Origin of the sequence: Pseudomonas sp. HN2-3, assembly GCF_020691745.1 — a bacterium.
Lineage (GTDB): Bacteria > Pseudomonadota > Gammaproteobacteria > Pseudomonadales > Pseudomonadaceae > Aquipseudomonas > Aquipseudomonas capeferrum.
Genome location: NZ_CP085704.1, coordinates 1,742,140 through 1,764,652 on the forward strand (window position 1 = coordinate 1,742,140; position 22,513 = coordinate 1,764,652).

The window sequence follows — 22,513 nt, forward strand, 5'->3', positions numbered from 1 at the left end:
TCTTCCTTAGGCAGGCTGTGGGGTCAGGCGCTCGAACAGCGCCTCAAGGGTGTTGAAACGTTCGTCGGGGCGCTCCATCGGGACCAGGAAGCGGAACTGGGTGGCGCCTTCGAATTTGTAGCGTTTGGGCTGGCCCTGGATCAGCTTGATCAAGGTCAGCGGGTCGACCGGTGTTTCGGCCTCGAACTCGAGTTTGCCGCCGTTGGGGCCGGCATCGACTTTCTTGATGCCGAGCTTTTCCGCCTGCAGTTTGAGTGAGGTCAGGCGCATCAGGTTCTTGGTCGGCTCGGGCAGCAGGCCGAAGCGGTCGATCATCTCGACCTGCAGGTCCTTGAGGCCCTCTTCGTCGGCCGCCGAGGCGATGCGCTTGTAGAGGATCAGCCGTGCATGCACATCGGGCAGGTAGTCTTCGGGGATCAGCGCTGGCAGGCGCAGGTTGATCTCTGGGCCGCCACCGAGCGGTTGCTCCAGGTTCGGCTGGTTGCCCTTGCGGATCGCCTTGACGGCGCGTTCGAGCATTTCCATGTAGAGGGTGAAGCCCACGGCCTGGATCTGCCCGCTCTGGCCTTCGCCAAGCAGTTCGCCGGCGCCGCGGATTTCCAGGTCGTTGGTGGCCAGAACAAAACCGGCCCCCAGGTCCTGGGTATTGGCGATGGCTTCCAGGCGTTTCTCGGCGTCGCTGCTGACCTTCTGCCGTGCCGGGGTCAGCAAGTAGGCGTAGGCCTGGTGGTGGCTGCGCCCGACCCGGCCGCGCAACTGGTGCAACTGGGCCAGGCCGAACTTGTCGGCACGCTCGATGACAATGGTGTTGGCGCTGGGCACGTCGATGCCGGTCTCGATGATGGTCGAGGCGATCAGCACGTTGAAGCGCTTGTGGTAGAAGTCGCTCATCACCTGTTCCAGCTCGCGCTCGCGCATCTGCCCGTGGCCGATGCCGATGCGTGCTTCCGGCACCAGTTCGGCGAGGTCTGCGGCGCATTTTTCGATGGTTTTCACATCGTTGTGCAGGTAATACACCTGGCCGCCGCGCAGCAGTTCACGCAGCAGTGCTTCTTTGACCGTGCTGTTGTTGTGCTCCATGACGAAGGTGCGCACCGACAGGCGTCGCGCCGGCGGCGTGGCGATAATCGACAGATCGCGCATGCCGGCCACGGCCATGTTCAGGGTGCGTGGAATTGGCGTGGCGGTCAGGGTGAGGATGTCCACCTCGCTGCGCAGCGCCTTGAGCTGTTCCTTCTGGCGTACGCCAAAGCGGTGCTCTTCGTCGATCACCACCAGGCCCAGGTCCTTGAAGCGGACATCGTCCTGCAGCAGCTTGTGGGTGCCGATGAGGATGTCGATCTTGCCCTCGGCAAGGTCTGCCGCAGCGCTGGCCACTTCCTTGGCCGACTTGAAGCGGCTCATCACTTCGACGGTTACCGGCCAGTCGGCGAAGCGGTCGCGGAAGCTGTTGTAGTGCTGTTGGGCGAGCAGGGTAGTAGGCACCAGTACCGCCACCTGGCGGCCGCTGTGCACGGCGATGAAGGCCGCACGCATGGCCACTTCGGTCTTGCCGAAGCCCACGTCGCCACACACCAGGCGGTCCATCGGCTTGGCCGCGAGCATGTCGGCGCGCACGGCTTCGATGGCGTTTTGCTGGTCGGGGGTTTCCTCGAAGGGGAAGCCGGCACTGAAGGTGGCGTAGTCGGCGGCCGGGTCGGCGAAGGCATAGCCTTTGCGGGCGGCGCGGCGGGCGTAGATGTCGAGCAGTTCGGCAGCGACATCGCGCACCTGTTCGGCGGCCTTGCGCTTGGCCTTCTGCCAGGCCTCGGAGCCGAGCCGGTGCAGCGGCGCCAAGGCGTCGTCGCTGCCGGTGTAGCGGGCAATCAGGTGCAGGTTGGCCACCGGCACGTAAAGCTTGGCGTTCTCGGCGTATTCCAGGGTGAGGAACTCAGCGGCTTGGCCGTCGATCTCCAGGGTCGCCAGGCCCAGGTAGCGGCCCACGCCATGGTCGATGTGCACCACCGGCGCGCCTTCGCGCAGCTCGGTGAGGTTCTTGATCACGGCATCGTTGGCGGCTTCGCCACGTTTGTCGCGGCGCCGGCGCTGCATCACGCGCTGGCCGAACAACGGGCTCTCGGCCACCAGGGCGATGGCCGGGTCGTCCAGCACCAGGCCCTCGTCAAGCGGCGCGACGGTGATCGCCAGGCGCTCGGAGCCGGTGATGAAGTCGGTCCAGCCTTCGACGGTGTGTGGGCGCAGCTTGAGGCGCTCGAGCAGTTCCAGCAGTACTTCGCGACGGCCCGCCGATTCTGCGGTGAACAGTACCCGCCCGGGGAACTGGTCGAGGAACCCGGCCAGCGCGGCCAGCGGCTGATTAGCCTTGGCCTCGATGGCAAGGTCCGGCAGGGCGCGTGCGGGGAAGCGCTCACGGCCGACGCCAGGGTCGACGTCTTCGGCGCTGACCACCACCCGCGGCCATTGCTTGAGCTGGGCGAAACAGTCTTCGACCGGCAGGAACAGTTCGGCAGGCGGCAGCAATGGCCGGCTCAGGTCGCCACGGCGGTCTTCGTAGCGCCCGCGCACGTCGTTCCAGAAGTGCTCGGCCGCCTGCTCGACACCGGGCAGGGAAAACACCTGGGTATCGCTGGGCAGGTAGTCGAACAGGGTCGAGGTTTCTTCGAAGAACAGCGGCAAGTAGTACTCGATGCCGGCCGGGATGATGCCGCTGGCCAGGTCCTGGAAGATCGCGCTGCGCCGGAAGTCGACGTCGAAGCGCTCCCGGAAGCGGGCCTTGAAGCGGGTCACTTCCTCTTTCTGCATCGGGAACTCGCGCGCCGGCAGCAGGCGTACCGAGTCGACCTTGTCGATCGAGCGCTGGGTCTCGGGGTCGAAGGTGCGCAGCGTTTCGATCTCGTCATCGAACAGGTCGATGCGGTAGGGCAATTTGCTGCCCATGGGGTACAGGTCGATGAGGGCGCCGCGCACGGCGAACTCGCCATGCTCGTACACCGTGTCGACGCAGCGGTAGCCGCTGGCTTCGAGGCGCGTGCGCATCTGCTCGACGTCGATGGTCTGGCCGATGTCCAGCACCAGGCTGCTGCCCAGCAGGAAGCGGGTCGGCGCCAGGCGATGCAGGGCGGTGGTGATCGGCACCACCAGGATGCCGTGGCTCAGCTCCGGCAGCCGGTACAGGCTGGCAATACGCTGGGAGATGATGTCCTGGTGTGGCGAGAACAGGTCGTAGGGCAGGGTTTCCCAATCGGGGAAGGGCAGCACCGGCAGGTCTGGGGCAAAGAAGCGCAGCTCCTGTTCCAGACGGTCGGCGGCCTGGCTGTCTGCCGTCAGCAGCAGGGTAAAGCGGCCAGCGCTGCTGGCGGCTTCGGCAATGGCAAGGCTGAGGGCGGCACCGGGCAGGTTGCCCCAGGTTTGTTTGCCGGCCGTGGCCGACAGTTGCGGTAGGCGCAGAACTGACACGGGAGATTGCACTCCAAGCGTTGCGGCAAAGAGACCGATTGTACCGGTGCCGGTGCCCGCTGTCAGGCTCCAAAGGCCATGAACACTGGCTCTGGCTGCCGCGACAGGCGCTCATTGCCCGTTCCGCGTTGGGGCGTCATAATGTAGCCCCTTTTTTCTGTCCCTACATGTGGAAGGTTCCCGTGACTCAGAAGCCCGACCAGTGTCTTGGTGAGTGGATTGATCGTGAAGCGTTGGCTGAAGCGATGATCCCGCTTATCGGTCAGCTCTACCGCAACAACAACGTGGTGAGCTCGATTTATGGCCGCAGCCTGATCAACCGTTCGGTTATCTCGATCCTCAAAGCACACCGCTTTGCGCGTCATCGTCAGGCCGACGAGACCGAACTGTCTGTCCACGAGACGTTCCCCCTGCTCAAGGCCATGAGCGAGCTGAAACTGGGCGCCGCTTCGGTCGACCTGGGCAAGCTGGCCAACAAGTTCAAGCTAGAAGGCAACGGCCGCAGCGCCGAGCAGTTCGTGCGTGAAGAACTGGCCGACGTGGTTGGCCAGCAGAACGCTTCGGCGCGTAAAGGCACCGACGTCGTGCTGTACGGTTTCGGCCGTATCGGCCGCCTGCTGGCGCGCATCCTGATCGAGAAGACCGGTGGTGGCGATGGCCTGCGTCTGCGTGCCATCGTCGTGCGCAAAGGCGCCGAGAACGACCTGGTCAAGCGTGCCAGCCTGCTGCGCCGTGACTCGGTGCACGGCCCGTTCGATGGCACCATCACCATCGACGAAGCCAACAACACCATCACCGCCAACGGCAACCTGATCCAGGTTATCTACGCCAAGAGCCCGAGCGAAGTCGACTACACCCAGTACGGTATCGACAACGCGCTGATCGTCGACAACACCGGCGTATGGCGTGATGCCGACGGCCTGGGCCAGCACCTGGCCTGCCCGGGCGCTGCCCGCGTGATCCTCACCGCACCTGGCAAGGGCGCGCTGAAGAACATCGTGCACGGCATCAACCACGGCGAAATCGCTGCTGATGACAAGATCATCTCGGCCGCCTCCTGCACCACCAACGCCATCGTGCCGGTGCTGAAGGCTGTCAACGACCAGTACGGCATCATCAATGGTCACGTCGAAACCGTTCACTCGTTCACCAACGACCAGAACCTGATCGACAACTTCCACAAGGGCAGCCGCCGTGGCCGCGCCGCGCCGCTGAACATGGTCATCACCGAGACCGGTGCCGCCACTGCTGCCGCCAAGGCGCTGCCAGTGCTCAAAGGCAAGCTGACCGGCAACGCCATTCGCGTGCCGACGCCGAACGTCTCGATGGCCATCCTGAACCTGAACCTGGAAAAGGCCACCACCCGCGAAGAGATCAACGAGTACCTGCGCCAGACGGCCATGCACTCGGACCTGCACAAGCAGATCGACTACGTCAGCTCGCAGGAAGTGGTTTCCACCGACTTCGTCGGTTCGCGCCACGCCGGTGTGGTTGATGCCGAAGCCACCATCTGCAATGACAACCGCGTTGTGCTGTACGTCTGGTACGACAACGAATTCGGTTACAGCTGCCAGGTGGTTCGCGTGATGGAAGACATGGCCGGTGTGAACCCGCCAGCGTTTCCGCGCTGATTCGCTTGTAAGGCAATGAAAAAACGGGAACCTTCGGGTTCCCGTTTTTTTGTCCTGACTATTGTGTTGTCCGGGCTGCCTCTTCGCGGGGCAAGCCCGCTCCTACAGGATGAGTGACATCCTCAAGGTTGAGGGTTTTTCTGTGGGAGCGGGCTTGCCCCGCGAAGAGGCCGTCCCGGATAGTCGAGTAAGCGAATGTGCGTACAGTCCTTCTCCTGGCATTGATGCTCCTCACCGCCTGCAACCAAGGCCCGACCCTGGAGCGCCTGGGCGGCCCTACCATGGGCAGCAGCTACAGCATCCAGTACGTGCGCGAGCCCGCAGGCCCGCCCCCGGCCCAGGTGCAGGCGGCAGTCGAGGCAATCCTGCAGGAGATCGACCTGCACTACTCGACCTATCGCAGCGATTCCACCGTCAGCCAGTTCAACCAGCTCGCGGCCAACCAGTGCCTGGCGCTGCCGCGCGACATGCTCGACCTGGTCCGTTTCGGCCAGCACCTGGCTGTGCAAAGTGCCGGCGCCTTCGACCTCACTGTCGAGCCCTTGCTCGACCTCTGGGGCTTCGGCCCCCAGGCTCGTCACGAACAGGTGCCCGACCCGCAGGCCCTGGCCCAGGTGCGCCTTCGCGTGGGCTACCAGCACCTGCGCATCGAAGGCCAGGCGCTGTGCAAGGACGCCCCCGTCGAGCTGGATTTCAACAGCATCGCCGCCGGCCACGCCGTCGACCTGATCGCCGAGCGCCTGCGCGCCATGGGTATTACCAGCTTCATCGCCGAAGCCACTGGCGAGCTCAAGGCCGTTGGCCGCAAGCCTGATGGCAGCGCCTGGCGCATCGCCCTGGAGCTGCCCCGTGAAGACCGCCAGATCGCCCGCCAGGTCATCCCGGTGGATGGCCTTTCGGTATCGACCTCGGGTGACTATCGCCATTATTTCGAGGAGAATGGCCGGCGCTATTCGCACACCTTCGATGCCCGCCTCGGGCGCCCGGTCGCGCACGACCTGGCCGCCGTCACCGTGCTCGATGCCTCGGCGCTGCAGGCCGATGGCTACTCGACCCTGCTGCTGATCCTCGGGCCGGAGCGCGGCTGGGATTTCGCCATCAGCCATGACCTTGCCGCTGTGCTGGTGACTCGGGCCGAGGGTGGCTTCGTCTCCCGAACCACCCCTGCGTTCGAACGGGCAATGAAAGGCGAGTGAAAGCGCAAGGATGGATGATCGCCAGGGAATCGGTGAACCACATGTAGTGCAGGCAAAATTGGCCTACGACGCGACCAAGGGTTAATGTGCGCGGCGTTCACGCTTGATTAGACTGCAACCGAATTTTCTCATGGCGCCCCGGCGACATGATCGCGCCCCGCGAGCCACCGTGACTCGCGGGCCAGTTCTGAAGGAGTACGCATGGCTGTCTACAACTACGACGTAGTGGTGCTGGGTTCCGGCCCGGCCGGAGAAGGCGCGGCAATGAACGCCGCCAAAGCAGGGCGCAAGGTGGCGATGGTCGACAGCCGTCGCCAGGTCGGCGGCAACTGCACCCACTTGGGCACCATCCCGTCCAAGGCACTGCGTCACTCGGTGCGGCAGATCATGCAGTTCAACACCAACCCGATGTTCCGTGCCATCGGCGAGCCCCGCTGGTTCTCCTTCCCGGACGTGCTCAAGAGCGCCGAGAAGGTCATTTCCAAGCAGGTCGCCTCGCGCACCGGCTACTACGCGCGCAACCGTGTCGACCTGTTCTTCGGCACCGGCAGCTTCGCCGACGAGCAGACCGTCGAAGTGGTCTGCCCCAACGGTGTGGTGGAAAAACTAAACGCCAAGCACATCATCATCGCCACCGGCTCGCGCCCTTATCGCCCGGCCGACATCGACTTCCATCACCCACGCGTCTACGACAGCGACACCATCCTCAGCCTCAGCCACACCCCGCGCAAACTGATCGTCTACGGCGCCGGCGTGATCGGCTGCGAGTACGCCTCGATCTTCAGCGGCTTGGGCGTGCTGGTCGAGCTGGTCGATAACCGTGGCCAGTTGCTGAGCTTCCTGGATTCGGAAATTTCCCAGGCGTTGAGCTACCACTTCAGCAACAACAACATCACCGTACGCCATAACGAGGAGTACGAGCGGGTCGAAGGCCTGGACAATGGTGTGGTCCTGCACCTGAAGTCGGGCAAGAAGATCAAGGCCGACGCCTTGCTGTGGTGCAACGGCCGTACCGGCAACACCGACAAGCTGGGCCTGGAAAACATCGGCATCAAGGTCAACAGCCGTGGCCAGATCGAGGTCGACGAGGCCTACCGCACGACCGTGCCGAACATCTACGGCGCCGGTGATGTGATCGGCTGGCCGAGCCTGGCCAGTGCCGCCCACGACCAGGGCCGTTCGGCTGCCGGCAGCATCGTCGACAATGGCAGCTGGCGCTTCGTCAATGACGTGCCGACCGGCATCTACACCATTCCGGAGATCAGCTCGATCGGCAAGAACGAGCAAGAGCTGACCCAGGCCAAGGTGCCGTACGAAGTGGGCAAGGCTTTCTTCAAAGGCATGGCGCGTGCGCAGATCGCTGGCGAGCCGCAGGGCATGCTGAAGATTCTGTTCCACCGTGAAACCCTGGAAATCCTCGGCGTGCACTGCTTCGGCTACCAGGCTTCGGAAATCGTCCACATCGGCCAGGCCATCATGAACCAGCCGGGTGAGCTGAATAACCTGAAGTACTTCGTCAACACCACCTTCAACTACCCGACCATGGCCGAAGCTTATCGGGTAGCTGCCTACGACGGCCTGAACCGGCTTTTTTAAGCGGCTCCGGCCGGTGGCCTGAGCCGGTCGGGGAGACCGATTTCAGCCCTACCCGAGGGTGGTCTTGGCCAAACCGGGAAAGTCTGTAATCAGGCTGTCCACGCCAAAATCAGCGAGCCGGCGCATCAGTGCCGGTTCGTTGACTGTCCACACCGACACGTGCAACCCCTGGCCCTGTGCCTTGAGCAGGCGCTCGGGGGTGCACAGTGTCCAGTTCAATGCCAGCAGCTCGCAGCCGTAGTTCTGCGCGACCTTCAGTGGGTCGAGCCAGGCGTATTCGGCCACCAGCCCGCGCGCCACGTCCGGCACCAGCTCCAGGGCAGCACCCAGCACTTCGCGTGAGCTCGAGGTGATGGTGACTTTGTCCAGCAGGCCGTATTGCTGGGCCAGTTCACGAATCGCCAGCACCGTGCTGGCGGCGCGGGTGCGCGAGGCGCTCTTGACCTCCAGCTGCCAATGCTCGAAAGCGCATTTTTCGAACAGTTCTTCCAGTTTCGGGATGGGGCAGGGCTGCACCCAGCCCGGGCCGCCCTTGCGCGCGTCGATCTTGGTGAGGTCGGCCGCCGGCTGCTCGACCACCTTGCCGCGACGGCCGGTGGTGCGTTTGAGGGTCGGGTCGTGGATCACCATCAGCTCGTTATCGGCCGACAGGTGCAGGTCCAGCTCGCAGCGATTGACGCCGTGGGACAGGCATTGGCGGAAGCTGTTCAGGGTGTTTTCGGGGGCTTCGCCCTTGGCGCCGCGATGGCCGTAGATCAGGGTCACGTTCGTTCCTTCAATTCAAAGGGAAAGGCTCAGGAAGCAGGGTCGTTCTGTTCCAGTTGCTGGCGCCGTTGCTGTTGCTGGCGCTGCAGGATGTAACGGGCCAGCAGTTGGCGCTGGGCGTCGGTCATGTCGATGAATTCGGTGCCGAGCTCGAAGCTGCCGTCCGGGCGCGGGTCGCAGTGGCTGACCTTGCCGCGCAGCAGCAGGCCGTGGGCGCGGGGCATCAGCACCATCTTCACCTTGACCCGGGTGCCAGGGGTGATGGGCTGGGCCTGGCTGGACTCGATGCCGCCTTCGGAGATGACCACTGCCTGCGGCTGGCCGATTTCGCCGATGAGGGTCTGCGCGACCACGGCGCTGAGCAGGTCGAGGCGTTTGCTCTGCGCCCGCAGAAACGCCGCGAGGGTGCGGTCCTTGTCACTCAACTGGCGCAGCAGGTGCTGGGCTTCGAAGTCGGACAGGTGCAGCTCGCTGAGCAGGTTGAACAGCGGTGAATCATCCTGCAACACTTCTGGCTCAAGGGCTTCGGCCGCACTCAAGGGGCTGATTTGAAGTGCGATCTGATCTTCGATGCGGTAGTATTCGCGGCGATCTTCTTCGTCTAATGTCGTCATGGCGAACCCATGGTAGCGGCGGTGGTCCGAGTGTAAAGCCGCCGTAAGCGCCTCGCCACAAGGACGTTCCCTTTCATCCGAACAAGCCCCGACATGTTCAGACCTCTTTTCGCATTTATCGGCACGCGTTATACCCGTGCCAAACGTCGCAATCACTTCGTCTCGTTCATTTCCCTGACCTCGATGATCGGCCTCGCCCTGGGCGTGGTAGTGATGATCGTGGTGCTCTCGGTCATGAACGGCTTCGACCACGAGATGCGTACCCGCGTGCTGGGCATGATTCCCCATGCCACGCTCGAGAGCGGCCAGCCGCTTGACGACTGGCCTGCGCTTGCCCAACAAGTAAAGCAGAATCCGCAGGTGGTGGCGGTTGCGCCCTTCACCCAGATGCAGGGCCTGCTGACCCATGACGGCAAGGTGCAGAAGGTGCTGCTCAATGGCATCGACCCGGCGCGCGAACGCGAGGTGTCGATCATTGACAACTTCGTCCAGCAAGGCCGTCTCGACCAGCTGGCGCCGGGCGAGTGGGGCATCATGATCGGCGACAAGGCTGCGGCCAAGCTGGGTGTCGCCATCGGCGACAAGCTGACCTTCGTCGCCCCCGAGGTCAGTGTGACCCCGGCCGGCATGTTCCCGCGCATGAAGCGCTTCACCGTGGTCGGTACCTTCCACGTGGGCGCCGGCGAGATCGACGGTTACCTGGGCCTGACCAACATCAACGACCTGTCTCGCCTGCACCGCTGGAAGCCGAACCAGGTGCAGGGCCTGCGCCTGAAGTTCGACGACCTGTTCCAGGCACCGCGCGTGGCCTGGGACATCGCCCAGCACTTGGGTGACCAGGAGTTCTACAGCCGTGACTGGACTCGCACCCATGGCAACCTGTACCAGGCGATCCGCATGGAGAAGGCCATGATCGGCCTGCTGTTGCTGCTGATCGTGGCGGTGGCGGCATTCAACATCATTTCCACCCTGGTAATGGTGGTCAACGACAAGCGCGGCGACATCGCGATCTTGCGCACCCTTGGCGCCACGCCTGGGCAGATCATGGCCATCTTCATGGTGCAGGGTACGGTGATCGGGGTGATCGGCACCTTGATCGGCGCCGTGGTCGGCATCCTGGCAGCGCTCAACGTGAGCGCGGCGATTGCCGGCATTGAGACGCTGATCGGGCACAAGTTCCTCAACGCCGACGTCTATTTCATCGATTACCTGCCGTCGCAGATCATGGCCAATGACGTGTACATGGTCTGCGCCGCGGCGCTGGTCCTGAGTTTCTTCGCCACCCTGTACCCGGCCTGGCGTGCGGCCCGCACCCAGCCTGCAGAGGCGCTACGTTATGAGTGAGTCGCGCATGAGTGATAAAGCCGTTCTGAGTTGCCGCAACCTGGGCAAGTCCTACGACGAAGGCCCGGAGTCGGTACAGGTGCTGTCGGGCCTGCAGCTGGAGCTGCACCCGGGTGAGCGCGTGGCCATCGTCGGCAGCTCGGGCTCTGGCAAGAGCACCTTGCTCAACCTGCTTGGCGGCCTCGACACGCCCACCCAGGGCAGCGTCTGGCTGGCGGGTGAGGAACTGTCGGCCCTGGGTGAGCGTGCGCGTGGCCTGTTGCGCAACCGGGCACTGGGTTTCGTTTATCAATTCCACCACCTGCTGCCGGAATTCACCGCGCTGGAAAACGTCTGCATGCCGCTGCTGATCGGCCGCACGCCAATCCCGGAAGCCCGTGAGCGCGCTGAGGCGCTGCTCAAGCGGGTCGGCCTGAGCCACCGGCTCACGCACAAGCCAGCCGAGCTGTCCGGCGGCGAGCGCCAGCGTGTGGCGATCGCCCGTGCACTGGTCAACCGCCCGGGCCTGGTGATGCTCGACGAGCCTACCGGCAACCTCGACCACCACACCGCCCAGGGTATTCAGGAATTGATGCAAGAGCTGTCCAGCGCCTCGCGCACGGCGTTCCTGGTGGTAACCCACGACCTCAACCTGGCGCGCCAGATGGACCGCGTGCTTAAACTCGACGACGGTCACCTGGTGGCGATCTGAGCCGCCTGCACGGGGTGGCCTGAGCCGCCCCGCAACTCTTTCATTGGGTGTTTTACATGTTCAGACCCTTGCCCTTGTTCATCGGTGCTCGCTACACCCGTGCCAAGCGCCGCAACCATTTCATCTCGTTCATCTCGATGACTTCGATGATCGGCCTGTCCCTGGGCGTGCTGGCGATGATCGTGGTGCTGTCGGTAATGAACGGCTTCCAGCGTGAAATGAGCTCGCGCATCCTTGGCCTGGTGCCGCATGCCAGCATCCTGGGCGTGCAGCCGCTGGACGACTGGCGCACGGTCGCCGATGCCGCGCTGAAAGACCCGGCAGTGATGGCCGCCGCGCCGATCACCGAGATGGAAGGCATGCTCTCGTACAGGGGCGCGATGCAGCCGATCCAGGTCAGCGGCATCGACCCGGCAGAGGAAGGCAAGGTCTCCATTGTCGGCCAGCATATTGTTCAGGGCCGTTTGCAAGACCTGCAGCCGGGTGAGTTCGGCGTGGTGATCGGTGAGCTGAGTGCGCGCCGTTTCCGCCTGAACACCGGCGACAAGCTGACCCTGATCGTGCCGGAAATCAGCAAGGCACCGGGTGGCATCACCCCGCGCATGCAGCGCCTGACGGTGGTCGGCATCTTCAAGGTTGGCGCCGAGTTGGACGGTTCGCAAGCCTACATTCACGTCGCCGATGCGGGCGAAATGCAGCGCTGGGCACCCGGCCAGGTGCAGGGCGTGCGGCTGAAGCTGCATGACCTGTATGCGGCGCCGCAGGTGTCCAAGGCCATCGTCGCGGGCCTGGGTGATGCCTACCGCGCCGATGACTGGTCGCATACCCAGGGCAGCCTGTTCAGCGCCATGAAGATGGAAAAAACCATGATCGGCCTGTTGCTGATGATGATCATCGCGGTCGCGGCGTTCAACATCATTGCCACGCTGGTGATGGTGGTGAACGACAAGGGGCCGGATATCGCCATCCTGCGTACCTTGGGCGCCACGCCTGCGCAGATCATGGGCACGTTCATGGTGCAGGGTAGCTTGATCGGTGTGGTGGGGACGTTGATCGGGGGTGTGCTGGGGGTGATTGCCGCGTTCAATGTCAGCCAGATCGTGGGCTGGCTGGAGCGAGTCAGCGGCCAGCACATCTTCACTTCGGATGTGTACTTCATCAGCAGCCTGCCTTCGCAGCTGCAGTGGGGGGATGTGGCGATGATCTGTGCGGCGGGGTTGGTGATGAGCTTTTTGGCGACTATTTACCCGGCTTATCGGGCATCGCAGGTGCAGCCGGCGATTGGCTTGGCGGTTTGAGGGCTGTTTGAGCGTCTGGGGGCGCATTGCGCCCTCGGTCACCGACCTTCAGGCAGCTCGATCACAAAGCGCGTCCAGCCGTTTTCACTCGTCGCAGAAATGCTGCCGCCATGCGCTTGCACGATCGAGCGGGTAATCGCCAACCCTAATCCTGCATGCTCGCTACTGCCTTCCCGTCGCGCCGGGTCCACCCGGTAGAACCGATCGAACAAGCGTGGCAATGCAGCCGGTTCGATCGCAGCCCCGGTATTGGCCACGCATATCCGTGAACCAGGCCCCAACGTCACCTGTACCTGCCCACCCGGCGGGGTAAAGCGCAAGGCGTTGTCGAGCAGGTTGGACAGTGCCCGGCGCAGCATATGGCGGTCCCCCTGCAGCAGCAATTGGCCTTCGCGCAACAGCCTTACATCAGAGTCTTCGGCCAGCGGGGCATAGAACTCCAGCAACGCATCCACATCCTCGTGCAAGGCCAGCGCAGCCTGCCCGGGCACCAGCAAGCCGTGGTCGGCTTTGGCCAGGTACAGCATGTCGTTGATCATCTGTGCCATCCATTGCAGTTCCTCCAGGTTGCCATGCAGCGCCTCGCGGTACTCTTCGAGGCTGCGCGGACGGGTGAGGGTGACCTGGGTGTGGGTCAGCAGGTTGGACAGCGGCGTGCGCAGTTCGTGGGCGATATCGGCCGAGAACGCCGACAGGCGCTGGAAGGCATCGTCCAGGCGTTGCAGCATGGCATTCACGGTGGTGGCCAGTTCGGCCAGTTCTTCCGGCATCTGCGCCACTGGCAAACGGGTGGTCAGCGAGCGTGCCGACACGCTGGCGGCGACCTGGCCCATCTGCCGCAGGGGCCGCAGCCCGCGGCGTACGGCCCAGGCGCCGAGCAGCGCCGTAGCCAGGGCCGAGAGGCCGACGGTGAGCCAGATCAAGCGCTGCATGCCCTGCAGAAAATGTTGATGGTGGGTGATGTCGAGGTACAGCGTCAGCTGCGCGGATTGCGGGTCGGCCGGCTTCAGGGGCATGGCCAGGCTGCGGTAGTCGGTGCCGTCCGTGTGCAAGGTCGCAAGCCCGGAGGGCGGCGTGGTGTCGGGCAACTGCGTGCGGCTGTCGAACCACGGTGTGCCGTCTTTACCGCTGATGCGCAGGGCCAGGTCAGCCTGGTGGCTGAGCTCATCGCGCAGGGCCGGGAGCCGGGTCGCAAGCTCGGCGGGTGTGGCGACACCGGCGAGTTGCGTGCGAAACAGCGACAGGCGTGATTCGAGCAGTTGTTGGTCCAGCTCGATGAAGTGCTGTTCGCTGGCACGGTTGAACAGGATGCCGGCACCCAGCGAAACAGCAGCCGTGCAGGCCGCGAACAGCAGCGCCAGGCGGCTGCCGAGGGAAAGCCTGCGCATCAATCTTGACGTTCCTCCAGTACATAACCCATGCCGCGCACCGTGTGGATCAGCTTGTTGGCATGCGGGTCGTCGATCTTCAGGCGCAGGCGGCGAATCGCCACTTCGATGACATTGGTGTCGCTGTCGAAATTCATGTCCCAGACTTGCGAGGCAATCAGTGACTTGGGCAACACCTCACCCTGGCGCCGCAGCAGCAGTTCGAGCAGGGCGAACTCTTTGGCGGTGAGGTCGATGCGCTGGCCGGCACGCTCGGCACGGCGGCGGATCAGGTCCAGGCGCAGGTCGGCCAGGCTCAAGGTGGTGTCCAGGCTGGGGCTGGCGCCGCGGCGCAGCAGGCTGCGTACCCGTGCCAGCAGTTCGGAGAAGGCGAACGGCTTGACCAGGTAATCATCCGCGCCCAGCTCCAGGCCGTGCACGCGGTCCTCGACGGCATCGCGGGCGGTGAGGAACAGCACAGGTGTGTCCAGGCCGGCCTGGCGCACGGCTTGCAGAATCTGCCAGCCGTTGCGGCCTGGCAGCATGACATCGAGGATCAACAAGTCGTGATCGCCGCTTAGCGCCAGGTGCTGGCCGGTTTCGCCATCGGCCGCCAGTTCGGTGGCAAAGCCTGCTTCGCTCAGGCCTTGGCTGAGGTACTGGCCGGTGCGGGCCTGGTCTTCGACGATCAACAGTTTCATGCGGTGTCCACACTATCGGGAGGCAGCCCTGTGCGGGCGGTGTGATGACTGAAATGATACGTGACTATATCAAGGGCCGCCCAAGCGCCGCCCAAGCTGACAAAGTTGTAATCTTCCTGTCAGGTAGTTGCCAGCCGGCCTTTTCTAAAGTGGCCTTATCCCCGCTGTAAGCTTTGGAGTCATCATGAAACACCTGTTCATCGCCGCCGCCTTTGCCCTGGTAAGCCTGTCCGCCCTGGCTGACGGTGGCAAAAGCTTCGCCTTCGGCGAGCCGGCCCCGGCGGCCAAGGCTACCCGCACGGTCGAGGTCGTGCTCAAGGACATCGCGTTCGAGCCCAAGCGCCTGCACGCCAAAGCTGGCGAAACTGTGCGTTTTGTCTTGATCAACGAAGGCAAGTTGCCCCACGAGTTCAACCTGGGCGACAAGGCCATGCACGCGGAGCACCAGAAGCAGATGATCGCCATGCAGGGCAAGCTGTTTACCGCAGGCATGCACCACGAGGGCATGGACCACGGCCAGATGGGCCACGCAGACCATGGCCATGACGCGGGCAACACCGTGCTGGTGCAACCGGGCCAGCGTGCCGAGCTGACCTGGACCTTCCGCCAGTCGGCGCCCATCGAGTTCGCCTGCAACGTGCCGGGGCACTACCAGGCCGGCATGGTCGGGCCGCTGACCATCGAGTGACTTGCCCTGCAAGGCGGGCGGTAAAAACGGTAGACTAGGGGTATTTCGAACCTTCAGGTCAGTTTCCATGCATCCCGCCGCCGAACACTCCCCGCTGGGCAAGTCCAGCGAATACATCGCTACCTACTCCCCTGAGTTGCTGTTCCCGATCCCGCGTACTGCCAAGTGGGCCGAGCTGGGCGTCACTGCCCAGACCCTGCCATGGCAGGGCGTGGACTACTGGAACTGCTTCGAGTTGTCGTGGCTGTTGCCCTCGGGCAAGCCGGTGGTAGCGATCGGTGAGTTCGCCATCCCTGCCGATTCGCCGAACATCATCGAGTCCAAGTCGTTCAAGTTGTACCTGAACTCGCTGAACCAGACGGTGTTCGCCGCGATTGGCGAGCTGCAGGCTTGCCTGGTGAAGGACTTGTCGGCAGCCGCTGGCAAGCCGGTCAGCGTCAAGGTTCGCACCTTGGCTGAAGTCGAGGCCCAGGGCGTGGTGGCGTTGCCGGGGCAGTGCATTGATGCACTGGATGTGGCCATCAGCAACTATGAACAGCCGCAACCGGAGCTGCTGCGCTGCAACCCGGAGCGTGTGGTCGAAGAGACCGTACACAGCCATTTGCTCAAATCCAACTGCCCGGTCACCGGTCAACCGGACTGGGGCAGCGTCGTGGTCGAGTACAAGGGCAGGGCGCTGGACCATGCCAGCCTGCTGACTTACCTGATCAGCTTCCGTCAGCATGCCGACTTCCATGAGCAGTGCGTGGAGCGGATCTACCTGGACTTGAGGAACCTGCTGCAGCCCGAGTATATGACGGTGTATGCGCGGTATGTGCGACGAGGGGGGCTGGATATCAACCCGTATCGCAGCACCGGGGCGATCAGCCCGAATAACGTGCGCCTGGTGCGTCAGTAATTCTGACATGACGGGGGCCGTTTCTCGGCCCATTCGCGGGGCAAGCCCGCTCCCACAGGTACCGCGCTGCCCTCAAGTACAGCCAATAGCCTGTGGGAGCGGGCTTGCCCCGCGAATGGGCCGAGAAACGGCCCTTGCTATTTCAGATCCCCATGCTGTGCAGCGAGTTGGCAATGCTGCGCAGGGTGGCGGTCAGGTCGGGGTGATCAGCCTCGAAGCGTTCAATCGCCAGGTTCACGCCATCCACCAGGTTGTTGTCCGGCGTGGCTTCTTCAAGCTTCAGTTGCGCTTCTATCTGTCTGGCTTCCTCATGCAGGGCGGCCAGCTCTTCTTCCGAAAGCGGTACGTTCCGGTCCAGTTGCTCGCGCAAGCTGTTCAGACGCTCTTGCAATTCGCGGGCAGGCATTGGCTTTTCTCCATCAATGGCTTGGCAAGGCATGGACCTCAGCGAAGCGGCAAAGGTTCTGGCCTGCTTTCAATGTAATCCACTCGCAGCCGCTTTGCATGATCCGCATCAAAGGTGCTGTATCAGGGTTTTTCACCCTTGCGGCGCCGTTGGGCAATGTCCTGCAGGCAGGTGTCCAGCGCTTCGAGGTGATCGATCACCGAGTGCACGCCCAGGCTGAACAGTTCGAGGGTGGCCTTGCCGCGGGCCAGGTCCCGCTCCTGTTGGCTCATGGCTTGCCAATGGCGGGAACTGAGGTCGCAATAAGGGCTGCAGGCGGCCAGGCCCACGGTCCACAACCCGGCGTTCAGGCCCGATTGCAATAGCGCCGGTTCGCCACTGACCAGTACGCAGCCATCCAGGCGCGCGCTGTCCAGCGCCATCAGTGCCTGCCAGCAGGCGTTCGGTGCCGGCCAGCGCATACCATTAACCGAATGCCCCGGCAACCAGTCGGGCAGCACGTTGGCCAGGCGTTTGCCTTGCGTGGCACTCAGGTCGTCCAGCCAGATGCAGGGCACCTGGCGCTGGCGCAGGCTGGCCAGTGTTGCCAGGGCGCCGGGCGCGGGCAGCGGGTTGCCGTTCGCCCCCTGGACCAGGCAGCCACGCAGGCCGAACAGCACAGCAGTGAAGGCGGATGCATCGTGCATGGCAACTTCCCTGAAATAGTCCGCAGGCTATGCCGCCATTGTTACTGGGCGATGACGGTGCAACATGCGCTCACAAAATCTTGAGCAAAAATGTGTAATGCTGGTGATCAGCCCGTAAGCCCTTATACTTGCGCCTTACCAGCAGCGCGCCCGGTGCGGCTGCGGCCAAGAAATTCGATGGAGAGACATCTATGCGTAGGATCGGTGCCGGTGTGATCGAGCGAGTCACCCAGGCCTGTGTCTGCGCCAGCTTGCTGCTGGCGCCCGTGGCGGCTACCCAGGCGGCCACCGAGGACGACCCGTGGGAGGCGGTCAACCGACCGATCTTCAGGTTCAACGATACCGTCGACACCTATGCCCTCAAGCCATTGGCCAAGGGCTACGAGGCGGTGACGCCGCAATTCCTCGAAGACGGCATCCACAATGTCTTCCGCAACCTGGGCGACGTGACCAACCTGGTCAACAACGTGCTGCAGCTCAAGCCGCATGCGGCAGGGGTGGACACCGCACGCTTGATCGTCAACACCACGTTCGGCATCGGTGGCTTCTTCGACGTCGGCACCAAGATGGGCCTGCAGCGCAGCGACGAGGACTTTGGCCAGACCCTGGGTTACTGGGGCGTGGGCAGCGGCCCTTACGTAGTCATCCCGTTGCTGGGCCCAAGCACCGTGCGTGATGGCCTGGCCAAGTACCCTGACAGCTACACCAAGCCCTACCGCTATATCGACCATGTGCCGACGCGCAACTCAATCTTTGCACTGGACGTGATCGATACCCGCGCCAGCCTGCTGTCGGCGGAAAAATTGATTCAGGGCGACAAGTACATCTTCATTCGCAACGCCTACCTGCAGAACCGCGAGTTCAAGGTCAAGGACGGCGAAGTCGAAGACGACTTCTGATTCTTGAACAAGGGGCTGCCCTGCAGCCCCCGCGTCAATGCATGGCCAGGATGCGCAGGCCGAACTTCTGCTGCCCATCGGGCTGATCGGCGATCCACACCACCTCGGTGCTGGCGTGCAAGCCCTTGAGCGCCGGGTGATCAGAGTCGATCCGCACCTCAAGCGTATCCCCCACCTGAAAGCGCTGCGGCGCCTGCACCTGCATGCCCCCGCTGGACAGGTCCAGGCACACCGCCGCAATCACCTGGCCTTCGTGCAGCAGGCTCACCTCGGTATCGATGCGCATGCGGATGAAATCGCGTTTTTCGCTGTGGTTGGAGGGCGTCTGAGGCATGCTGCATCCTTCCCTTTGGGTTGCACGGTCGGCTTTCTTATAACTCCCGGTGATTTGGCCTGTAAAGAGCAGCGAGGTCGACCCTCGTACGCTTGAAACGCCTGGCGGATGGGAGTACCGTCTGCGCCTTACAGGGTAGCGCTGATAGTTGCCGGGCGGGTCTTCTTGTCCTACAACTCAAGTAGAGTGTTACCACAGAGTATTCCCGTAGCTGGCCGTCAGCTTTGCCGACACCGCTGCACCAACCCAAATCGGCGCCGTTCGCCCACATGCAGAAAACCAGTGCAACGCTGTTGATCATCGATGACGACGACGTGGTCCGTGCGAGCCTCGCCGCCTATCTTGAAGACAGTGGTTTCAGCGTCCTCCAGGCCGGTAATGGCCAGCAGGGGCTTCAGGTCTTCGAAGAACACCAGCCCGACCTCGTGATCTGCGATCTGCGCATGCCGCAGATGGGCGGGCTCGAACTGATCCGCCAGATCAGCGAGCGCGCGCCGCAATTGCCGGTTATCGTGGTGTCCGGTGCCGGCGTCATGAGCGATGCGGTCGAGGCCTTGCGCCTGGGCGCTGCCGACTACCTGATCAAGCCGCTGGAAGACCTTGCCGTGCTCGAGCATTCGGTGCGCCGGGCGCTCGACCGTTCGCGCCTGGTGCTGGAAAACCAGCGCTACCGCGACAAGCTCGAAGCGGCCAACCGTGAGCTTGAAGCCAGCCTGCACCTGCTGCAGGAGGACCAGACCGCCGGTCGGCAGGTGCAGATGAACATGCTGCCGGAAAGCCCCTGGGTAGCCGGCGAGTTCGCGTTCGAGCACCAGATCATCCCGTCGCTGTACTTGTCGGGTGACTTCGCCGACTACTTCCGTGTGGATGACCGCCGCATCGCCTTCTACCTCGCCGATGTCTCCGGGCATGGCGCGTCGTCGGCCTTCGTCACGGTGCTGCTCAAGTTCATGACCACGCGCCTGTTGTTCGAATTCAAGCGCGGCAGCAAGATGCGCGAGTTCAAGCCTTCGCAAGTGCTCAGCCACATCAACCGCGGGCTGATCAACTGCAAGCTGGGCAAGCATGTGACCATGGTCGGCGGTGTCATCGACGAAGACACCGGCCTGTTGACCTATGCCGTGGGCGGCCACTTGCCGCTGCCGGTGCTGTACACCCCGGGCAATACCCGCTACCTGGAAGGCCGCGGCCTGCCGGTGGGGTTGTTCGACGAGGCCAGTTACCAGGACCTAGTGGTGGAGCTGCCGCCTGTGTTCAGCCTCAGCTTGATGTCCGATGGCATTCTGGACCTTTTGCCGGGTGACACGCTCAAAGATAAAGAAGCCGCCTTGCCAGAAATCGTCAAGGCAGCGGGTGGCAGCCTGGATGGGCTGCGCCAACGATTTGGATTGGCTACGCTTGGGGAGATGCCGGATGATATCGCCCTATTGGTGTTGAGCAGGAACCTTCAATGAGTACCGGTAGAATTCAGTTCGCCGAGCAAAGCGGTACCTTTGTACTGAAATTCGTCGGTGAAGTGCGCCTGACCTTGTGTTCGGCGCTGGATGCGACGATCGAGAAAATCTTCACTGCGCTGAATTTCTCGGCCATCGTCATCGACTTGACTGAAACCGAGAGCATCGACAGCACCACCTTGGGCTTGCTGGCCAAGTTGTCGATCCTGTCGCGCCAGAAGGTTGGGCTGCTGCCGACCGTGGTCACCACCAACCCGGATATTTCCCGGTTGCTGCAGTCGATGGGCTTCGATCAGGTGTTCAACATCGTCGATCGTCCGATACCGTGCCCGGAGTGCCTGACCGACCTGCCGTCGCAGGACCAGAACGAAGAGGTGGTGCGGTCAAAGGTGCTGGAGGCGCACAAGATCCTGATGGGCTTGAATGACTCCAACCGTGAAGCCTTCCATGACCTGGTGAATGCGCTAGAGCGCACCTGACTCATGCCTTTACCGGCCCGTGGTCGCGGGCTTACCCCGCCAAGAGGTCGGTAAAGGTTAAAACCATCGCTTATTCCGGCGCAACGAACTCTGTCACTTCCCGCCCACCGGCATCCAGCTGAAACACCCGCGCCGGCCGCCCTTGCTCATCAAAGAACACCTGCCCCAACCCCGCACCATTCCACAGCCGTTCCCCCGCCTTGCTATGGTTGGGCGTACGCGGCACCACCTCCATCTCCCGCCGCTTGGTAAACCAGTTGAGCGGCGAGCGTGGTGAATACAGCCAACGGTTCAGCCGGTCGAGCACATCGAGCAGGCGCCTGGGGAACTCGTTCTTGATGCCGCTGCTGGTGATCTGCCACAAGTGCGGGCTGCGCTGGCGATGGCGAATCAGTACTTCATACACGAATGAATAATGCACGTCGCCGGAGAGCACCACGTAATGCCCCGGCGTGCGCGAGTGGCGGAAGATATTCAAAATTACCTGCGCCGCGCCGCGGTGTGCCATCCAGTTCTCGGCATCCACCAACAACGGGTAGCCCAGCCAACTGAACACCTTCTGCACGGTTTCGATCAGTTTTACCCCGAAGATCGGCGCGGGTGACACGATAATCGCCGAGGGATGATCGAGCAGCGCCTGCTGCAGCTCGCTCAACGCTTCCCAGTCGAGCAGGCCGGATGGCTTGGCCAGGCTGCTTTCGCTGCGCCAGCGGCGGGTGCGGGTGTCGAGCACCAGCAACGGCGGGTTGCTGGGCAAGCTGTACTGCCAGCCCTGGAACTGCAACGCTTCGCCGATCAGTTCGTCCTGTGCCTGGCTGTCTAGCGTTGTACCTGTCAGCACCTGGCAGCGCTCGACCAGCCCCGCGCAGCCATCCGGGTCGTTGCCCCAGCCCTGGCACAGCAAGTAGCCAAGCAACGCGTTGCCGATGATGCGCCGCGAGAAGGGGTGGCCATAGGCGGTTTCTTCCCACTGTGCCGAGAGGTTCCAGTCGTCGGTGATGTCGTGGTCATCGAAGATCATCAGGCACGGCAGGTGGGCCATTACCCGTGCCACCTGGCCCAGGTTGCTGGCGAAGGCCTCGATCAGTGGCAGCTCTTGCCGATACCGCGCCTGGCGCTCATCAGTGAGCCCGGCGGGCATGTCCAGGTTCACCAGGCGCCAAGGCTCGGGTGACCATACCAGCAGGTACATGGCCATGACTTCAGCGAAGGTGACCAGGTGGTTGTCGGCATTGCTTGACGAGAAGATCGGCTTGCGTTTGCCGCCGAAAAAGCGCTCGCGCAGGCTTTCGTTCTGTTCTTGGGCCGGCAGCAGGTCTGCACGGTGGTAATAGCTGGCCGGGTGCTGGTACAGCGCTGTGCTGTCGGCCACCACCGCACCATCGAGCTGTTCGTCGAACAGCCCCAGGCGCTCGATCAGGCTATGGATGGCCCGCAGCATGGGGCCGGCAACATCGTCGGCATACACCTGGTCACCGCTCATCAGCAGCACGGCAGGGCGCTGTTCGGGCTGTTCGCACTGTGCCAGCAAACGGTCGGCGCAGAGCAGGCCATCCGCGGCAGGGTGGTGCGGCTTGCGACAAGAACCATGCAATAAATGGTCGAGGCGGTCCCGCAGCACAAAGCTTGGGCGCTGGCAGCCTGGGTAGAGCAGGTGGGGTGCCCACTCGGCGATGCCCTGGCCATCGATGCGCAAGTCATAGCCCAGCGCCTGGTTGCAAGGGAGGGGCTGGTCGAAGTGGATATCCAGCAAGTGGATAAACGCGTGCTGGCCTATCGGGATAACCTGGCAAGTTGCGTTGGCTGTACGCGCTGCGCCGTCCAGGGTGAATTCGGGTTGCAAGGGTTGCGTGGCGACCAGCCAGATGGCCAGGCGCTGGGGCTCTAGCCGGCGCAGTACCGGGCCGGCAAGAACGAGGGGTAGGGATGAGGTCATCAACAGCTCTGTTGGCTAGACAGCCCATCCACCCGTGCAGCGACAGCACTGCACCAGTGGCAGCGGGCTTGCCC

General features: G+C 63.2%; 20 protein-coding genes. 11 read left to right on the forward strand and 9 right to left on the reverse strand.

Annotated features, from left to right (window positions below; translation table 11 throughout):
• Window positions 1–6 precede the first annotated feature (6 nt).
• A complete protein-coding gene (gene mfd, locus LJX93_RS07920; RefSeq protein WP_033700401.1) occupies window positions 7–3,456 on the reverse strand; it encodes a transcription-repair coupling factor in 3,450 nt (1,149 codons plus the stop codon).
• Between the two features lie 167 nt (window positions 3,457–3,623).
• Between mfd and LJX93_RS07925 the strand changes: the two genes are divergently transcribed.
• The 3 genes from LJX93_RS07925 to sthA all read left to right on the forward strand — a co-directional run bounded on the left by LJX93_RS07925 (window position 3,624) and on the right by sthA (window position 7,879).
• Window positions 3,624–5,087, forward strand: coding sequence for a glyceraldehyde-3-phosphate dehydrogenase (locus LJX93_RS07925; RefSeq protein WP_033700399.1), 1,464 nt, complete (start codon window positions 3,624–3,626; stop codon window positions 5,085–5,087).
• 197 nt (window positions 5,088–5,284) lie between these two features.
• Window positions 5,285–6,283 carry an FAD:protein FMN transferase gene (locus LJX93_RS07930; protein WP_033700398.1) on the forward strand — a complete coding sequence of 333 codons (999 nt, stop codon included), beginning with the start codon at window positions 5,285–5,287 and terminating at the stop codon, window positions 6,281–6,283.
• 201 nt (window positions 6,284–6,484) lie between these two features.
• A complete protein-coding gene (gene sthA, locus LJX93_RS07935; protein WP_033700396.1) occupies window positions 6,485–7,879 on the forward strand; it encodes a Si-specific NAD(P)(+) transhydrogenase in 1,395 nt (464 codons plus the stop codon).
• A gap of 48 nt (window positions 7,880–7,927) precedes the next feature.
• Here the strand turns inward: sthA and LJX93_RS07940 are convergent, their stop codons facing one another.
• Complete coding sequence (locus tag LJX93_RS07940; protein WP_033700395.1) at window positions 7,928–8,644, reverse strand: glycerophosphodiester phosphodiesterase; 717 nt, start codon at window positions 8,642–8,644, stop codon at window positions 7,928–7,930.
• A gap of 29 nt (window positions 8,645–8,673) precedes the next feature.
• Complete coding sequence (locus tag LJX93_RS07945; protein WP_033700393.1) at window positions 8,674–9,258, reverse strand: PilZ domain-containing protein; 585 nt, start codon at window positions 9,256–9,258, stop codon at window positions 8,674–8,676.
• A 93-nt stretch (window positions 9,259–9,351) separates the two neighbouring features.
• Between LJX93_RS07945 and LJX93_RS07950 the strand changes: the two genes are divergently transcribed.
• The 3 genes from LJX93_RS07950 to LJX93_RS07960 are packed head-to-tail and all read left to right on the forward strand — an operon-like array spanning window position 9,352 to window position 12,591.
• A complete protein-coding gene (locus LJX93_RS07950; RefSeq protein ID WP_033700392.1) occupies window positions 9,352–10,602 on the forward strand; it encodes a lipoprotein-releasing ABC transporter permease subunit in 1,251 nt (416 codons plus the stop codon).
• Between the two features lie 7 nt (window positions 10,603–10,609).
• The gene (gene lolD / locus LJX93_RS07955; protein WP_177326495.1) at window positions 10,610–11,293 is read left to right on the forward strand and encodes a lipoprotein-releasing ABC transporter ATP-binding protein LolD; all 684 of its coding nucleotides are present in this window, start codon (window positions 10,610–10,612) and stop codon (window positions 11,291–11,293) included.
• A gap of 56 nt (window positions 11,294–11,349) precedes the next feature.
• Window positions 11,350–12,591 (forward strand): lipoprotein-releasing ABC transporter permease subunit, encoded by a 1,242-nt coding sequence (locus tag LJX93_RS07960; protein WP_227696906.1) that lies wholly within the window; start codon window positions 11,350–11,352, stop codon window positions 12,589–12,591.
• A gap of 38 nt (window positions 12,592–12,629) precedes the next feature.
• Here LJX93_RS07960 and LJX93_RS07965 read toward each other — a convergent pair whose 3' ends face one another.
• Window positions 12,630–13,982 (reverse strand): heavy metal sensor histidine kinase, encoded by a 1,353-nt coding sequence (locus LJX93_RS07965; protein ID WP_227696907.1) that lies wholly within the window; start codon window positions 13,980–13,982, stop codon window positions 12,630–12,632.
• The gene (cinR, locus tag LJX93_RS07970) at window positions 13,979–14,659 is read right to left on the reverse strand and encodes a two-component system response regulator CinR (protein WP_033700385.1); all 681 of its coding nucleotides are present in this window, start codon (window positions 14,657–14,659) and stop codon (window positions 13,979–13,981) included. The genes LJX93_RS07965 and cinR overlap by 4 nt, the downstream gene beginning before the upstream one ends.
• Window positions 14,660–14,843: 184 nt before the next feature.
• Between cinR and LJX93_RS07975 the strand changes: the two genes are divergently transcribed.
• The gene (locus LJX93_RS07975; protein WP_033700384.1) at window positions 14,844–15,347 is read left to right on the forward strand and encodes a plastocyanin/azurin family copper-binding protein; all 504 of its coding nucleotides are present in this window, start codon (window positions 14,844–14,846) and stop codon (window positions 15,345–15,347) included.
• A gap of 67 nt (window positions 15,348–15,414) precedes the next feature.
• Window positions 15,415–16,245, forward strand: coding sequence for an NADPH-dependent 7-cyano-7-deazaguanine reductase QueF (queF, locus tag LJX93_RS07980; protein ID WP_227696909.1), 831 nt, complete (start codon window positions 15,415–15,417; stop codon window positions 16,243–16,245).
• A gap of 142 nt (window positions 16,246–16,387) precedes the next feature.
• On the opposite strand, the gene LJX93_RS07985 is transcribed toward queF, so the two are convergent.
• Window positions 16,388–16,651 (reverse strand): DUF4404 family protein, encoded by a 264-nt coding sequence (locus LJX93_RS07985; RefSeq protein WP_003248815.1) that lies wholly within the window; start codon window positions 16,649–16,651, stop codon window positions 16,388–16,390.
• Between the two features lie 122 nt (window positions 16,652–16,773).
• Window positions 16,774–17,337, reverse strand: coding sequence for a phosphonoacetaldehyde phosphonohydrolase-related protein (locus LJX93_RS07990; protein ID WP_156310700.1), 564 nt, complete (start codon window positions 17,335–17,337; stop codon window positions 16,774–16,776).
• A gap of 191 nt (window positions 17,338–17,528) precedes the next feature.
• On the opposite strand from LJX93_RS07990, the gene LJX93_RS07995 reads away from it, so the two are divergent.
• Window positions 17,529–18,236 carry a VacJ family lipoprotein gene (locus LJX93_RS07995; protein WP_227696911.1) on the forward strand — a complete coding sequence of 236 codons (708 nt, stop codon included), beginning with the start codon at window positions 17,529–17,531 and terminating at the stop codon, window positions 18,234–18,236.
• Between the two features lie 34 nt (window positions 18,237–18,270).
• Here LJX93_RS07995 and LJX93_RS08000 read toward each other — a convergent pair whose 3' ends face one another.
• Window positions 18,271–18,570 carry a PilZ domain-containing protein gene (locus LJX93_RS08000; RefSeq protein ID WP_033700379.1) on the reverse strand — a complete coding sequence of 100 codons (300 nt, stop codon included), beginning with the start codon at window positions 18,568–18,570 and terminating at the stop codon, window positions 18,271–18,273.
• Between the two features lie 269 nt (window positions 18,571–18,839).
• Between LJX93_RS08000 and rssB the strand changes: the two genes are divergently transcribed.
• Both rssB and rssC read left to right on the forward strand, forming a co-directional pair.
• On the forward strand, window positions 18,840–20,024 hold the full coding sequence (rssB, locus tag LJX93_RS08005; RefSeq protein WP_027596602.1) for a two-component system response regulator RssB: 1,185 nt from the start codon (window positions 18,840–18,842) through the stop codon (window positions 20,022–20,024).
• The gene (gene rssC / locus LJX93_RS08010; protein ID WP_016500715.1) at window positions 20,021–20,503 is read left to right on the forward strand and encodes an anti-sigma factor antagonist RssC; all 483 of its coding nucleotides are present in this window, start codon (window positions 20,021–20,023) and stop codon (window positions 20,501–20,503) included. Before rssB ends, rssC begins: the two co-directional genes overlap by 4 nt.
• Window positions 20,504–20,573: 70 nt before the next feature.
• On the opposite strand, the gene LJX93_RS08015 is transcribed toward rssC, so the two are convergent.
• Entirely contained in the window at window positions 20,574–22,439 is a 1,866-nt protein-coding gene (locus tag LJX93_RS08015) for an alkaline phosphatase D family protein (RefSeq protein WP_227696912.1), read from the reverse strand.
• Window positions 22,440–22,513 lie beyond the last annotated feature (74 nt).

What these genes read in the sequence shown, in the direction of transcription:
- LJX93_RS07925 (WP_033700399.1), top strand. Translation starts at nt 3,624, where the DNA reads ATGTGGAAGGTTCCCGTGACTCAGAAGCCCGACCAGTGTCTTGGTGAG.
- sthA (WP_033700396.1), top strand. Translation starts at nt 6,485, where the DNA reads ATGGCTGTCTACAACTACGACGTAGTGGTGCTGGGTTCCGGCCCGGCC.
- LJX93_RS07945 (WP_033700393.1), bottom strand. Translation starts at nt 9,258, where the DNA reads ATGACGACATTAGACGAAGAAGATCGCCGCGAATACTACCGCATCGAA.
- LJX93_RS07950 (WP_033700392.1), top strand. Translation starts at nt 9,352, where the DNA reads ATGTTCAGACCTCTTTTCGCATTTATCGGCACGCGTTATACCCGTGCC.
- lolD (WP_177326495.1), top strand. Translation starts at nt 10,610, where the DNA reads ATGAGTGATAAAGCCGTTCTGAGTTGCCGCAACCTGGGCAAGTCCTAC.
- LJX93_RS07960 (WP_227696906.1), top strand. Translation starts at nt 11,350, where the DNA reads ATGTTCAGACCCTTGCCCTTGTTCATCGGTGCTCGCTACACCCGTGCC.
- cinR (WP_033700385.1), bottom strand. Translation starts at nt 14,659, where the DNA reads ATGAAACTGTTGATCGTCGAAGACCAGGCCCGCACCGGCCAGTACCTC.
- LJX93_RS07975 (WP_033700384.1), top strand. Translation starts at nt 14,844, where the DNA reads ATGAAACACCTGTTCATCGCCGCCGCCTTTGCCCTGGTAAGCCTGTCC.
- queF (WP_227696909.1), top strand. Translation starts at nt 15,415, where the DNA reads ATGCATCCCGCCGCCGAACACTCCCCGCTGGGCAAGTCCAGCGAATAC.
- LJX93_RS07985 (WP_003248815.1), bottom strand. Translation starts at nt 16,651, where the DNA reads ATGCCTGCCCGCGAATTGCAAGAGCGTCTGAACAGCTTGCGCGAGCAA.
- LJX93_RS07990 (WP_156310700.1), bottom strand. Translation starts at nt 17,337, where the DNA reads ATGCACGATGCATCCGCCTTCACTGCTGTGCTGTTCGGCCTGCGTGGC.
- LJX93_RS07995 (WP_227696911.1), top strand. Translation starts at nt 17,529, where the DNA reads ATGCGTAGGATCGGTGCCGGTGTGATCGAGCGAGTCACCCAGGCCTGT.
- LJX93_RS08000 (WP_033700379.1), bottom strand. Translation starts at nt 18,570, where the DNA reads ATGCCTCAGACGCCCTCCAACCACAGCGAAAAACGCGATTTCATCCGC.
- rssB (WP_027596602.1), top strand. Translation starts at nt 18,840, where the DNA reads ATGCAGAAAACCAGTGCAACGCTGTTGATCATCGATGACGACGACGTG.
- rssC (WP_016500715.1), top strand. Translation starts at nt 20,021, where the DNA reads ATGAGTACCGGTAGAATTCAGTTCGCCGAGCAAAGCGGTACCTTTGTA.
- LJX93_RS08015 (WP_227696912.1), bottom strand. Translation starts at nt 22,439, where the DNA reads ATGACCTCATCCCTACCCCTCGTTCTTGCCGGCCCGGTACTGCGCCGG.